The sequence below is a fragment of the Psychrobacter sp. NPDC078631 genome, from assembly GCF_050268165.1.
In the GTDB taxonomy this organism is placed as follows: Bacteria; Pseudomonadota; Gammaproteobacteria; order Pseudomonadales; family Moraxellaceae; genus Psychrobacter.
Genome location: NZ_JBNNGG010000001.1, coordinates 499,267 through 514,520, shown reverse-complemented (window position 1 = coordinate 514,520; position 15,254 = coordinate 499,267). Strand labels below are relative to the sequence as shown.

Genomic DNA, 15,254 nt, shown 5'->3' with positions numbered 1-15,254 from the left:
AAGGCGGTATTAGCAAACAACTCTGCTAGTTAAGCGGTCTCGGTCTGTCTACCTGCTACCAACTGCTTGCCACACTTTACCAGTAGACGCTGTACCACATGTGAGCGATATTCACGGCTGGCTCTAACATCAGTCATAGGCGTAACGTCTGCAGACAAGACTTGTGCTGCTTGCTCAAAACTCGCAACTTCAGCCGCTTGCCCAACGAGCGCTTGCTGACAGGTTGTGGCTAACAATGGTATGGCAGCCATGCCACCAAGTCCAAGCTTTGCACCCTCTATCGTCATGCCATCTGCCGACACATCAATTCGCGCCGCTAGTAAACACGCAGAAATATCATCCTCGTAGCGTTTGCTAATCTTATGGATGAATAAGTGTTGATTGTCATGCATCAGAGGAATATGGATGCCGACTACATAACTGCCTGCTTGCAACTTGGTCTTTTTATAATCTAAGAAAAATTCTGATAACGGTATGATCTCATCTGTATAAACCGAATCGCTATTATCTAAATTTTCACCTGATTCTTTACGATTGGGCGCGCAATGACGCAGATGAATTGACGCATCTAACGCCAATAAAATCGGTGGTAAATCACCAATTGGAGAAGCGTTGGCTATATTGCCGCCGATGGTGCCCATATTACGGATTTGCGGAGAGGCAATGCGCTCAAATACTTGCGCAAAGCTTGGAAAATACTGCTCAAGCACAGGTAACATCTGCTGATAGCTCATGCCAGCGCCCAGTACTAGTGATTGGTTAGAAGCTTGCTCGTTATCTGACCCTTCATTGCTTGAGTCAGACTTTGCGTCAAGTAATGACCATGACTTTAGTGCCTCGACAGCTGAAAGCTGGATAATCACCTCATGATCGACTAAGTGCTGCGTTACGCTCAATCCTAAATCCGTACCACCTGCCCAAATCGTAGCCTGCGGATAGGCCGCTAATACTTGATTAAGCTCATCTAGTGACTTGGGCATATATAACTGTCGCCCAGCATCACTGATTGCAGGGGCAATCGCTTTCGACTCTTCATTCTTTAATTCGACGTTATCTAGCACGTTTTCAGATACTGCTGATTCTTTTGTACTACGCATCGCGTCTGTGGCTAGACTGATAGTCAAGTCTTTCACCGCTGAATGCTCTGCTTCTCTCTGCTGACCGATATCGCTCATCAATAGGCCAGCCTCGATAATCGGACGATAACCTGTACAGCGGCATAGGTTGCCAGATATTGATGCAACCACTTCATCATAGCTCAGCTGCTTGGCATCGCTTTGACTTGAAGCCTCTTGACTTGTCTGCATACGATTGTTTTCGTAAACGCAAGCAAGCGACATTACAAACCCAGGCGTACAAAAACCGCACTGTGATCCGTGACACTCAACCATCGCTTGCTGCGCTGGATGCAGCAGAGCACGTTCTGGATGATGTTCTGGATTATCTGCCAAATAAGAAGCCGTCATCAGATGATGACCATCCATAAGCGACACTAGCGTAATGCAGGAGTTGACTGTATAGAACGGTGGCGTAGCATTTTTTTCGTCGCCATTTTCATCATTAAGCGCTGGCTGGCTAGCGTTAGGCAAGCGCTGAACCATCACAGTACAGGCACCGCAATCACCACTACCACAGCCTTCCTTCGTATCCGTCTGGCCTTCATGCAATCGTAGATACTCAAGCACCGTCGTATTAGGGTTAAGCTGGGTTAGCTCGTGGCGTTTCCCATTTAAGTAAAAACTAATCATAGCAAGACTCGGCTAAAATAAAATAATGAAGATAAGCATAAGGCTTAAGGAAATTGATGGCTTAAATGCTGAACGTAAGCACTTGGTTTACATCATGTTGCAACCGCTCAAGTACGGTTATTCTGTTTTATTTGCTAATACATTCTTAAGAGATAAAAAAATCAGCACATCGCGCTTTTTATATCGGATAAGCTGGTTGCAAATATCAGCAATCATCGAACAAATTTGTTAGAAAACTCGTACTATAGGATACTTGACTATTTGGTCAGCTTTCAACATATTATCACTATTCTTATTTATAACACAACCCGTTAAAATGCCTATAGATACTATCGAATAGTTGATAAATATTTGGCGAATAACTTCAATCTAAGGAAATAGCTACACGTTTTGTAAACTTTATTCATATCAAAGCGACTCAATACCAGACGTTATTTTTATAAATAGCTTTAATCTTATATATGATAAACCAAACGAAGCGTTAGATAAGCCATACTATAAACAGCGAGATAGCTTGCGTAAAAACAGCGAGATAGCTTGCGTAAGAACAGTACCGAATACATATATCGCCTTTAAACTGCTATGAACAGCTGATTTTTATATATAATGTCTGCAAATAAGCCTGACTCTTCACTGTTGTGACTTCTAATGATAAGCAATCGTGACATATCGTTGGGCTAGAATCGTTTTTGAGATATTACTATGAAGTCATTCGCCTTTACCTATTTGCTAGTAGCAACGATGCTATTAGGAGGTTGTCAATCGTTTCAATTCGTTGACAATCCTATCCCTGTGAAGCCTACCCCTACTAAGCTTGTTGCTCCATAGAAAGCCTAGTGCTTAATCGCACTTGTCGCTCAATAAAAATTGGGCACAAAAAAAAGCAGACATCGATAATGTCTGCTTTTTTATTTGATTGCTCTGTCGGTTCTAGCTGTTTTTAAGGTTTAGTGTCAGCTGGTTGATGCTTAATAATCGTTTTGGCTAGATGATCACCAAACCAAATAGCAGTATTAATATCTCCTGAACCTGGTGTCTCTTCAGGTGGTCCATCAAGCGACTGAGTCATCAATCCCAAAAAGCTAGACAGACGGTTCAAATCATGACTCTCATGACCTGTCGGCATCAATGGCAGACCAATCCAATTCATACCATGTTGCATCGCATATAGAGAAATCTGCTGCAATACAGCAAGTTTATCACCGCTCAGGCCGCCCGAATTGGCAAACGCTGCTGCCCATTTACCCTCCCATTTACGATGATACCAACGCTTAGACGTCTCATCCATAAAGGTCTTAAACTCAGCCGTCACGCTACCCATATACACTGCGCTGCCGAAAACCAGCAAATCTGCCTGATCTAAGTAGTCCCAATCAACATCATAAACATCGACAGCCTTGGCTTGCGCGGCTGGCAATTGCTGATGCGCACCTTGTACTATCGCCTCAGCGACACGCTTAGTATGACCATAATTACTATGGAAGATAACAGCGATTGAGACATTAGGCGTGTTATCAGTAGGTGTAGAGGTTTCAGACGATTTAGCAGGTGTATTCATACGTACTCTAATAATAAATAATTGGTTGAATATAAAACTTATAAAATATTGGATACTTAGCCACAGTCGATAGCTAGTGACTTCACTTTCACTGATAAGTACTTATCGATAGATCAAACTCTCGAACTATCAGGCGATATAACAGAATCAAGCAATGCTTCTTTGAGTCAATTTAACTGGCAGAAATATCAATGGTGGTGGAGCAATCGCATAGTCCTTGATTGCACTGTCTTTAACTGCACAGTCTTTAATTACATAGTCTCTATACGTCAGCATATACATACCAGTATATATGCGATGAACTTCATTGAATTCAAGCCCATTGTATCAGACGTATTTTCGTTTTTAAGTTATTTATTAAAGCCTGACTAATCAGACCATATATACTTTTAATATATTTTATATAAATGGGTCAGTCGCATTAACTGATAATATGATACAAACAAATTCCTGATACCTGATAAACCTATAATTATCAGTAATATAGAAAACTATTGATATCAGGTTACATACACAGCAGTTTATTTATTCCATATCATCATATACTAATTCTACTTTTTCTAACCACTTCGTATTTACATTAATGACAATAGGATTATGATGTAACGCTTCTTACTGCTTAACCAAATCAATCGAATTAACAGAAATACAGTTTCCAATTCTGCAAACCTGCGTAACTATACTCATATAAATTCTTATAAAAATGATATCTGATAACATTATCGGATAAGGAAGCTATTACCTTGACTACTCTCGTTCAACCTGTAAACGACACAAAAGATCCTATCGTCAGAGATGATCTGGCCCTAAATGCACCGCAAAAAGCCTTAATTATAGGTGGTGGCATCGTAGGATTAATGGTGTTTGCGTATCTATTAGCCACTCAACATATCTCTCAATCATTGCTACTTGGCATAGGTCTTTTGTTAGGCTATACCCTTTTTCATGCCCGCTTTGGCTTTACCTCTGCTTTTAGACGTATGATGGCAGTGGGCAACGGTCAAGCGATGCGCTCTCACATGCTGATGTTGGCAGTTGCTGTTACGCTATTTGCACCAATCCTTGCTTATGGCACGACGTTATTTGGCGGTCCTGTTGCAGGTTATGTCGCGCCATTAGGGGTCAGTCTAGTCGTAGGCGCGTTTGTATTTGGTATCGGCATGCAACTGGGCGGCGGCTGTGCCTCTGGTACGCTCTATGCAGTAGGCGGTGGACGCTCTGTTATGTTCATCACCTTTATTTTCTTCATAGTGGGCGCCACGATTGGTGCTTATCACCTGCCATTCTGGACAGAAGAAATGCCCGCTTATGCGCCTTTTTCTTTGGCAACCTCTACAGGTCTTGGCTATACAGGGGCGTGGCTGGTGTCGCTTGCTATATTCGGCATTATCGCATGGGTAACATTAGTCGTTGAGAAAAAAAGAAACGCACCAAAGATGGCGCCCGTACCTTCTGAGTCTGGTTGGAAACGTATATTTCGTGGTTCTTGGCCGCTATTTGCTGCCGCAATCGTCTTAGCTTTACTTAACGGCCTGACATTACTTACACGTGGTCAACCGTGGGGCATTACGTCAGCATTCACATTGTGGGGCTCTAAAATTGCAAGCGGCTTTGGCATGGATGTGGCTAGTTGGGGCTATTGGCAAGGGGCTAATGCAGCGGCGCTTGAGGCCTCTATATTTGCAGATTCAACCACTGTATTAAATATCGGCATTATCATTGGCGCGTTTATCGCCTCTGCTGCTGGTGGTTTGTTTAAGTTTACTAAGATTACTGCAGGTAACTTTGCAGCATCTGTTATCGGTGGACTGATGATGGGGTATGGCGCCCGTCTAGCATTTGGCTGTAATATCGGCGCTTACTTCGGTGGTATTGCTTCTTTTAGCCTACATGGTTATATCTGGGGCATACTGGCAATGGCAGGTACGTTCTTGGCACTGTATTTACGTCCTCTATTTGGCCTATCAGTACCAAAATCTAGCGACTCCGTTTGCTAATACAGATTTTGTGTTAATACAGGCCTTGTGTTAATACAAATGTAGCACTCAAATAAAAAAGCAGCAGAATAATCTGCTGTTTTTTATTGTCTATCACTTCATTTCCACTACTTATTATATAGTCAAAGGAATCTAAAATAGCTACAAGGCAGCCGACCGTAGATTGTACATATAGTACATATAGTACATATAGGGAGGGTAACACCGTAGCGGTTTAGTAGTTCGCTGACTATAAAGCTGCTAAAGACGAACGATGACCAGTGCCATCCGACCCGTTGCAGGTTGCTGCATATGAGTCTGGCGGCGATACGAGTAATAGTGAGTATCTGCGTAACTACAGTCAACAGGCAAGTCATTCACAACTGTAGCACCAGCAGCTTCTAACTGCATGGCAGCAAGCTTCGGTAAATTCAACTTTATCTTGTCATCATAAGACGATATAGAAAATAGCGACACAAAGTCATCGATATGCGTCTCTGGCAACGTCTGATTGGCTATACACCCAGCCAATAGCTTATCGCGAACGTCTGTATTTACTTCATAACTTCCCTGACTGATACACACTCCTATCCAAGCTTGTATAGGGCCTGAATCAGTAAAGCGATCAACAGTTTCTTGTATCACACCGCAGGCCAGTCCTTGCCAGCCTGCATGAATCGCTGCGATTTTGCCACTGGTGGGCTGATATAATACGATAGGCACACAGTCCGCCGTCATGATTGCCAGACCGCGACCACTTTGTTGACTGACCATCGCATCAGCAGACAGTGGCGCCATATTCAACGTAGTAGCATCGACATCATGAATCTGCTTACCATGAACCTGACTAACCCAATGCAAGCGATTAATGGCCGCATGCTGCACGTTCTGCGCAGACTTATCGATCAGCTGCTCATTGATAGCAGCCAATAGATTCATGCGGTTATCTAATACTTGCAGTGCATTATCATTGACATGCAGACCTAGATTTAGCTCGCCATAATTTGACTGACCCTCAAACCCTGTACGTTGGTTTTTAGCAGCAGAATCATCAGTATTATCAAATGCAAAGGCAGCCGTCTGAAAAACAGCCACATCATCAATTTGCGCAATCATTGTCATCGGGAACGTGTTCGTCATGGCTGCTCGATCTCATTTCTCATCTAGTAAACGTTAGCGTTTACTCTTCATAATAACCGTCGCTTAGTACTGCCATAAGTTTTTGCATATCTTCAGGTAGTGGCGTCGTCACCTCAATGTCTTCACCCGTCGTCGGATGCACAAACCCTAGCGTATAGGCATGCAATGCTTGGCGCGGAAAATTATTAATAGCTTGACGCTGGGCTTCTGTCAACCCAGAGCGTAACTGACGACGGCCACCATAGACACGGTCACCGACTAATGGATAAGTAATGTGACTTAGATGCACACGAATTTGATGCGTACGTCCCGTCTCAAGTCCAACATCTAGTAGACAGTAATTTTCGTTCAATGGCGTGACATTTAATAGATGCGTTACCGCTTCGCGACCAGCGGTCATCACCGTCATTTTAGTACGCTGGTTGCGATGTCGGCCAATCGGCGCATCGATACGACGATGACGAGATAAGCTTGCTTGGTCCCCTGCCACCACACACTTATAGTGACGATAAACAGACTTGTCTTTTAACTGTTCCATCAGTGCCATCTGAGCAGGTTTGGTTTTGCCAATTAGTAATAATCCAGAGGTGTCTTTATCAATACGGTGCACGAGACCTGCACGCGGTAAATGATGCTGCTGAGGATAATGATATAGCAATGCATTGACCAAAGTGCCGTTTTGGTTACCAGCGCCTGGATGAACCACCATACCGACAGGTTTATTGATTACCAATACGTCATCATCTTCATAGACAACATCGATATCTATGTTTTCTGGTTGGTCTTCACCATGCTGCTGTAACGTCGTTGATAGATGCAATACATCATCTGCTTTGACACGGACTTTCGGTTTTTGAACACTGCCGTTATAGAGCAGACTGCCGTCAGTAATCCAGTTCTGGAGTTGTACCCGCGAAAAGTCTGAAAACGCTTGTGAGGCGACCTTATCAATACGCAGACCAGCCTGATCTTCTGTGACCACATGCGTCATATCTACAATCACTGGTACAGCTTGACCCGCTACTGGGGCTTCATCATCGTCGCCGTCCATATCGCTGTCATCAATATCACTATCATCAATGTCGCTATCGTTCAGATCATTACCATCATCGATGAGCATCTCTTCATTATCAAGCGCATCATCATGCACTTGCTCATTTGTAATTGTTTGATTATCAGGTAGCTCATTATTGTTCAAAACATCATTTGGCATTGGTGACTCTTGTGCTGATGAATCAGTATCTAGCGATTGATTCGGTGATAAATTGGTAGTCATGGCATCATTATTCATAGCGGATTGATACATGGCAAAGTCCCTGACAGTGTTGTGTGAGGTGACTTCGAAGATAGTATTATAAATATCAGTATAAAAAATTGTCGTTTTTTTATTATAGTCTTTGCCTATAAATGGCAGATAACCACCTTCAAGGTACAAAAAAGCGAAGACAATACCGCTCTAGTGTATCATGTCGCACGCATAAGCCCTATAGAAGCTGCATGCTATCTGTTAATTTTTGAGCATACCTTTAGGCTGTAAGATGCATCGCTTAACTCTCTAGAACATGACATTGCTGTAATTTACTGTATATTTACTCATGCTAGCGACATTCGATATCGCTCGTGACAGCCGCTCATGTTAAACTGCCTATACAATATAGATGGCGAAAAAATAGACGTAGCAAATGTTATTCTATAAAGTATAGCCATGTTTTGCTGTATGCTATGGCACTGTATGCGAATGCCGTATTTAGATACAGTATGAAAATAGCATGGGGTTTTGTTGACCGTGTTTGCCATTTAGATCGTTTAATTATGGTTAAATGCATGTGGTCTATGACTGGCTTACTATAAAAGCGCTATGTATCAGACCCAATCTATCAGTACAATACGTCATAACAAAAACTGCATTCGATAAAAAATTTTTGCTTGTGGATCGCTGACTATTTAGCGTCGTTTTTTATCACTAACCTTTTATATAGCATGATAGCGCCGCTGCTATTATGCGTCTTGTGTCGGAGAAGAAGTATGCAAGCTGTTGGCAATACGTTTATCAAACTGTCCTCAATAACCCTACTGGCGCTTAGCGTCAATCTAGTGGGTTGCCAGACTTTCAAAAATCTAACTGGTGCCAAAGATGGTGAGGCAGTAGAAACAGCTGAAAAATCAGAGCAAGGGTATTATAACGAGGCCGTCAATCAGATTGACAAAGGTCACTATATCCAAGGTATCGAAGAGCTGACCAATCTGCGTACATTCTACCCAACCGGACAGTATGCTGAGCAAGCCTTGCTTGACATGATGTATGCACAATACGAAGGTGACAAATATGAGATGGCGGCGGCGAGTGCTGAGCAGTTTATTCGTCTGTATCCGTCTAACCCACAAGTCAGCTACGCCTACTATGTGCGCGGCGTTGCTAATATGGAAGGTTCATCTGAAAGCCTAAAGCTCTTTAAACTGAACCAAGCTGAGCGTGATACTGCGTATTTGCGTATTGCCTTTGCTAACTTTCAAGAGCTTATCAATAAATATCCAAACAGTCCGTATGCACCAGATGCCGCTCAGCGTATGACGTTCATCTACAATCAGTTTGCTGAGAGCGAAATGAGCGCCGCCAATTGGTATATCGAGCGTGAAGCTTATGTAGCAGCGGTCAACCGTGCCAAATGGGTATTCCAGTATTACCCACTTAGTGAGTCAACGCCAGATGCTCTTGCGGTATTAGCCTATAGCCATGAAAAACTGGGTCTAACCGATTTGGCCAATGAGTACAAAACGCTATTGCAGATCAACTACCCAGAGATGCTAACCAGCAACGGTAGTGTGAAATTAAGCACCAAACGTGACCGTACTTGGCTCAATAAGATTACCTTTGGCAAGCTTGGTCGTTCGAACACAACTGACAAATCAGTCGCGTCTGGCGAGTATAACGGCGCAACCAAGACACAAATGATTCGTAATGCGGCCCAGTTGAGACTAGCAGGGACTAACACGACGCCTGCCAATACTCCAGTCACCAATAATACTGCTGCACGTAATGGTATTAGTGTGGGCTTAGGTCTGCCTGAAGCATCAGCTGAGCGCGTGACCAGTCAATCAAGTACTGGCTCAACTGCAAGAGAAGCCAACGTCGATCCACTAAATACCAATCCAACACGCCGCACTACGCTAAATGACGACAGTGTGAGTGATATGGATAATAATTGATTACGTGAAGTCTCTTCTTAGCTTAGCCTAACTAACACAGTCTGTATTCATTGATAATAAGGCCAACATTATGTTGGCCTTATTTTTCTAGCAGTACCTTATTACCTCTGCCCCAACATAATCGACCTATGGTAAACTGTTTTTTGTATGAGCATTCCTAACCATATTCTTGAACAATTAAATAGCCAAGCTGACCTGATCAGCATCATTGGCAAACACACCACGCTTAAACGCGCTGGTAGTGAATATAAAGGCTGCTGCCCTTTTCATGGTGAAAAATCGCCTTCTTTTTATGTCAATCCACAAAAAAACATCTATCACTGCTTTGGCTGTAGCGTCGGTGGCAATGCCATCAGTTTTTTGCGTGATTATGAAAATTTGACGTTTATTGAAGCGGTCAATGAACTATCAAAGCAAACAGGCATCGAAGTACCGAAAGAAGAGCAGCAAAACGTTAGTTATCAACGTCACGCACCCAAACCTATTGCGCCGCCTGTGCACAATGTGCCTAGCCCAACTGTAGAACATAACAAAGTAAGCCAAGACGGTGCAAATCAAGACAACCATCAAAATAATCGTCAAGACAGTCATCAAAACAATGTCGCCCAAAGTGACCAAAACTACATCGACCAGCCCATTTATGATGACAATCAAGGCTACGAGGATTTTCCACCGTTAGAGGCGTATGATTCAGCGTCCTATTCGATGGACTCATATTCCTCAGAGCCGTATTCACCAAACCATGCAAATGACAGTGGCTATCCGCCAGCATGGCTAACAGATACCGATACTAGCGCTGGTATGCAGGACGCTCATGGTATTGACCAAAACGATGATAAAGATGGCAATCTATATGAGCTGCTAGAGCAAATCCAGCAGTTCTATCAGCACAATTTGACCACGCATCCCCATGCCAAGCACTACTTTTTATCACGCGGTATCACCGAAGACATCTTTGAGACCTTTGGTCTGGGCTATGCGCCATTTGGTTGGCAGCATCTTGAGCATCAGTTTCCGCAGGATATTGAGGGTCTAAAAGCTTTAGGATTGGTACGTCAGTCAGAGTCTGGCCGCGACTACGATCTATTGCGCGACCGAGTCATCTTCCCAATTCGTGATAACCAAGGTCGTACTATTGGTTTTGGCGGTCGGGCGCTCGATGACGAAGTAAAGCCTAAATATATCAACTCCTCAGACTCGCCCGTCTTTCATAAGCAACACGTACTGTATGGCTATTACGAATCACGTCAGCAGCGCGCAGACAGCTGGCTGGTGGTCGAAGGCTATATGGATGTGATCGCTCTTTATCAAGCAGGTATCTATGGGGCAATCGCCTCGATGGGTACAGCGATTAATGAAAGCCAAATATCGCGTCTACTGACACTAAATCCAACGCTTACCTTGAGCTTTGATGGAGATAGCGCAGGCCAAAAAGCCGCTTGGCGTACACTTGAAGTTGCCCTGCCTGTACTGGCCGATGATAAAGAGCTGCGGTTTTTAACCCTGCCTAATAATCATGATCCTGATACTTTTATTAAGAGTCAGGGCAGCGATGCCATGCGTGAGCAAATCGCTAATGCCATGCCGCTATCGCAGTATATTTTTGCGTATTTGAGTGAGCGTTATGACATGAGTCTGGCTGAAGGCAAAGCCAAGCTCATGTCCCAAGTTCGCTCGTTGACGACCGCTTTACCCAAAGGCAGTAGCTTTCGCTATTTGCTTAACAATGACGTTTATCAAAAGCTTGGCGGTAAACGCAGTCAGAATGTCGAGGCCAAAGATGCGCTGCTAGATTTCGATGGTGATATGACCATCAGTCAGCAATTGCAGCTTTGCTTTTTGTTTCAGCCGCGCGCGTTAATCGACGACCCTATTGAGTCGATTTGGCAACAGTCAGGGATTAATGGCTTACACCTACCTGCCCATATCAAACAAAAAGCATCGCCTGATACGCTGCGTCCTCTTGCGTGGGAAGACTTGCAAGATGCTGCCTTGTTAGACATCGTAAGTACCATTAAGCGCTGTCTTAATTACTTACCAAAAGATGTCAATGCAGCGGCGCATTTTATCTTATCGAACGTAAAACCTGCGACCCAAGACATGCTCAGCCGTAATTGGGGCGGCTTCTATAAAGCGCTAACTGCGCGCAATATTTTGGGGCTTGATGGCCTAATCGAAGAGCTAGTCAGTCAACTGCTTGAGCGCAACATGAAGAAAAAAATACAAGAGCTGATACAGAACCCTGATCATATTAAGCTTGCGATCGTCCGTAAACAAACCCAATTATTGAATGATTGGCTACGCGCACAGCAGGCAGAGCAATCTGCCCAGATGGTCACTGTACAGTCTTAATGTTTAATTTCAAATGTTGACCCTTTAAAAGTCTAGCAGCTGCCCCCACTACTAATGATTATGCCCAGTAGCATGAGTCGCTCCAAAATCATTTAGCTGATGGCAAATAATCAGTAAAAAATGGTCGGTAGCTATCACTAGCTCGTGCTTGACGACTGTGGTCTGTGTTAAACTGTGTCGCTGTATATTGACAGCACTGCTTGGTGAATGATTGTGAGCATGCATCGTTAAGCACAAATTTTAGGTATTATTTTTACGTATCCGCTTTTAGATACTATTTTTTCAGTACTGTGTTTTTTAAGTACTATATTGAAGTCTTTTTAGCTTTTCTAATTTTTGGCTGTTTATCAGCATTGTTATTGTAGTGTTTTGAGCCTTTATTCATATCAACTCATTTTTGATATTATTGACAACCTCTACGCCATATTTTGATCAATCGATTGATAAGATCAACGCAAAGAGCGAGCGATAGCGAGTCACAATATAAAAATGTCCGATGCAAGTAAGCGAGTATTTATGAACGATAAGTCAGTTTCTAAGTCCACATCTCAACTGGCCACCTTAATCCAAATGGGCAAAGAGCAAGGGTATCTTACCTACGCTGAGGTGAATGACCAGCTGCCCGACTCTATTACCGAAAGCGATCAGATCGAAGACATTGTGCAAATGCTGACCGATGTCGGTATCAAAATCTTTGAATCAGCTCCTGATGCCGATGACATCTTGATGAACGATGATTCAAGTGATGATGATATGGCAGCAGATGAGGCAGCGGCAGTACTCGCCTCTGTTGAAACCGAGCCTGGTCGTACCACTGACCCTGTACGTATGTATATGCGTGAGATGGGTACGGTTGACCTACTGACTCGCGAAGGCGAAATTGCTATTGCTAAGCGTATCGAAGAAGGTATTCGTGATGTACAGCATGCTATGGCTTATTGGCCTGGTACCGTACAGTTTGTCCTTGACGAATATGAAAAAGTACAAGATGGTGAAAAGAAACTCTCTGACGTCATCACTGGTTTCCTAGACCCTGAGACCGAAGAAGACAAAATCGCAGCCCAAGAAGCAAAAGAAGCGGCGAAAGAAGAGCGCGAACGCATCAAAGAAGAAAAGGAAAACCCACCGGTTATCAAAGCCAAGGTCAATGCGAAAGCAGCTGCACTTGATGATGATGAGGAAGACGAAGACGACGTTGAAGAAGAGGCCGAAGAAGAAACCAGCGGTCTTGACCCAGAAGAAGTTCGTTTACGTCTAGAAGAGATCGAGCATCTATTTATCAAAGCCAAGCAAGCATTGATTGATTATGGTCGTGGTAGCGTACAGGCTGATACCGCGTATGCCCTACTTGCTGAACGCTTTATGATGCTAAAGCTAAACAATCGCTTGTCAGACCAAGTTATGGCTATCATGCATGACGTCTACGACGACGTGCGTAAGCAAGAGCGTCAAATCATGCGTTTGGTGATTCGCCGTGGTCGTATGCCGCGTGAAGAGTTCCGTAAGACCTTCCCTAGCAATGAAACCAACGTTGATTGGTTGATTGAACGTATCAAAGGTAAGCCTGCATTTGCTGGTACGCTAGAAAAAGTCACTGATGACGTAATTTTGTTACAACGTCGCATCCGTGATTACGAGCAGCAGCTCGACATGAAAATCCACGATATGAAAGATGTGGCACGTCGTATGGCGGTTGGTGAAGCGAAAGCTCGCCGCGCGAAAAAAGAAATGGTTGAAGCTAACCTACGTCTGGTTATCTCTATCGCCAAAAAATATACTAACCGTGGCCTACAGTTCTTGGATCTTATCCAAGAAGGTAACATCGGTCTGATGAAAGCCGTTGATAAATTTGAATATCGCCGTGGTTATAAATTCTCGACCTATGCCACTTGGTGGATTCGTCAGGCGATTACTCGCTCTATCGCTGACCAGGCGCGTACCATTCGTATCCCTGTGCATATGATTGAGACCATTAACAAGATCAACCGTGTCTCACGTCAGTTGCTACAGGAAATGGGGCGCGAGCCAACGCCTGAGGAATTAGGCGAACGCTTAGAGATGGACGAAGTTAAAGTCCGTAAAGTGCTGAAGATTGCTAAAGAACCTATCTCTATGGAAACCCCTATCGGTGATGATGAAGATTCGCACCTAGGTGATTTCATCGAAGATGGTACGATCTCAAGCCCTGTCGATGATGCAACAGCTGCTGGTCTGCAAGAAGCGACGCGTGATGTATTGGGTAACCTGACTGAGCGTGAAGCGCGTGTCCTAAAAATGCGTTTCGGTATCGATATGCCAACGGATCATACTTTGGAAGAAGTCGGTAAACAGTTCGATGTAACGCGTGAGCGTATTCGTCAGATTGAGGCAAAAGCATTGCGTAAATTGCGTCATCCATCACGTTCTGAGCACTTGCGCTCTTTCCTTGAAAATGACTAAATTTTCAGAGAAATACTGAGCCTAGCTAATAGGTTTCAGATAGCTGTTAAAAATAAAAAAGCTGAGTATATCTCAGCTTTTTTTGTGCCTGCTTTTTAGTTCTAGAATTTATTAATCACTGTGTTTATTAATTACAATTTTTTTAATTGCAAAGCTGTTTAATTATAAATCTTCTTAATTACAAAACCTCCTAGTCATAAAATCCTTCAATCTAAGAGCTCCTCGTTCAATATACACCCCTATTTTCTTGACCTTCTACTGTCTTCTCTTATTCAAAATTACCTAACTGTAGGTACAGACGCTCTTTCAGAAACCACTTTATAGTTGACACTATCAACCTTATTCTATATAGTTGCTTCTATCAACTATATCAAAGAGTTTTTATGTCTAACAATTCATTGAGCGAAACACTACATCAATTGATGCATACCTATACCAATCTATTGCTAGAAGGCATTCGCCAGCAAGGTGTCGAGTTGTCAGTGACCAATATCAGAACCTTAAAAGGCGTCTGTTATAACCCGAATAGCACTGCGCTATCGATCTCTAAACACATGCAGCGAGACAAAGCCCAAATCACTCGTGCCTTAAATGACCTATTGGCAGCTGAGCTAATATTAAAGACAGATAACCCGCTTGATGGTCGCAGCCAATTACTACAACTGACTCCTAAAGGCGAAGAGGTTATGACAAAGCTTGATGCAGCAGAGGAATGGACAAGACAGCAATTAACGAAAGATTTAAGTCTCGTAGAGCTTGCGTTATTTTTCCGTGTCAGTCGCACCATGATAGACAACGTTAGCAGCAGCAAGACTACCGATAAATAAGTAAGGA

General features: G+C 43.4%; 9 protein-coding genes. 5 read left to right on the top strand and 4 right to left on the bottom strand.

The annotated features are described in order from the left end of the window. Positions 1-29 precede the first annotated feature (29 nt). Together ACQKCP_RS02050 and ACQKCP_RS02045 are read right to left on the bottom strand one after the other, a co-directional pair. Entirely contained in the window at positions 30-1,748 is a 1,719-nt protein-coding gene (locus tag ACQKCP_RS02050; protein ID WP_427611081.1) for a xanthine dehydrogenase small subunit, read from the bottom strand. Positions 1,749-2,688: 940 nt separating this feature from the next. Next, positions 2,689-3,306, bottom strand: coding sequence for a flavodoxin family protein (locus ACQKCP_RS02045; protein WP_057759582.1), 618 nt, complete (start codon positions 3,304-3,306; stop codon positions 2,689-2,691). 743 nt (positions 3,307-4,049) lie between these two features. Here ACQKCP_RS02045 and ACQKCP_RS02040 point away from each other — a divergent pair. Beyond that, positions 4,050-5,303, top strand: a complete 1,254-nt coding sequence (locus ACQKCP_RS02040) for a YeeE/YedE family protein (RefSeq protein WP_427611080.1) — start codon at positions 4,050-4,052, stop codon at positions 5,301-5,303. Positions 5,304-5,543: 240 nt separating this feature from the next. Here ACQKCP_RS02040 and ACQKCP_RS02035 read toward each other — a convergent pair whose 3' ends face one another. Continuing rightward, positions 5,544-6,422 carry a polyphenol oxidase family protein gene (locus tag ACQKCP_RS02035; RefSeq protein ID WP_427611079.1) on the bottom strand — a complete coding sequence of 293 codons (879 nt, stop codon included), beginning with the start codon at positions 6,420-6,422 and terminating at the stop codon, positions 5,544-5,546. Between the two features lie 40 nt (positions 6,423-6,462). Continuing rightward, positions 6,463-7,698: an RluA family pseudouridine synthase gene (locus ACQKCP_RS02030; RefSeq protein WP_427611653.1), complete on the bottom strand. Its 1,236-nt coding sequence runs from the start codon at positions 7,696-7,698 to the stop codon at positions 6,463-6,465. A 749-nt stretch (positions 7,699-8,447) separates the two neighbouring features. On the opposite strand from ACQKCP_RS02030, the gene ACQKCP_RS02025 reads away from it, so the two are divergent. The 4 genes from ACQKCP_RS02025 to ACQKCP_RS02010 all read left to right on the top strand — a co-directional run bounded on the left by ACQKCP_RS02025 (position 8,448) and on the right by ACQKCP_RS02010 (position 15,247). Continuing rightward, positions 8,448-9,629, top strand: coding sequence for an outer membrane protein assembly factor BamD (locus ACQKCP_RS02025; RefSeq protein ID WP_427611078.1), 1,182 nt, complete (start codon positions 8,448-8,450; stop codon positions 9,627-9,629). A gap of 147 nt (positions 9,630-9,776) precedes the next feature. Next, complete coding sequence (locus tag ACQKCP_RS02020; RefSeq protein ID WP_427611077.1) at positions 9,777-11,981, top strand: DNA primase; 2,205 nt, start codon at positions 9,777-9,779, stop codon at positions 11,979-11,981. Positions 11,982-12,497: 516 nt separating this feature from the next. Further along, positions 12,498-14,420, top strand: a complete 1,923-nt coding sequence (gene rpoD, locus ACQKCP_RS02015) for an RNA polymerase sigma factor RpoD (RefSeq protein ID WP_347162130.1) — start codon at positions 12,498-12,500, stop codon at positions 14,418-14,420. Positions 14,421-14,803: 383 nt separating this feature from the next. After that, complete coding sequence (locus ACQKCP_RS02010) at positions 14,804-15,247, top strand: MarR family winged helix-turn-helix transcriptional regulator (protein ID WP_201547344.1); 444 nt, start codon at positions 14,804-14,806, stop codon at positions 15,245-15,247. Positions 15,248-15,254: the final 7 nt, after the last annotated feature.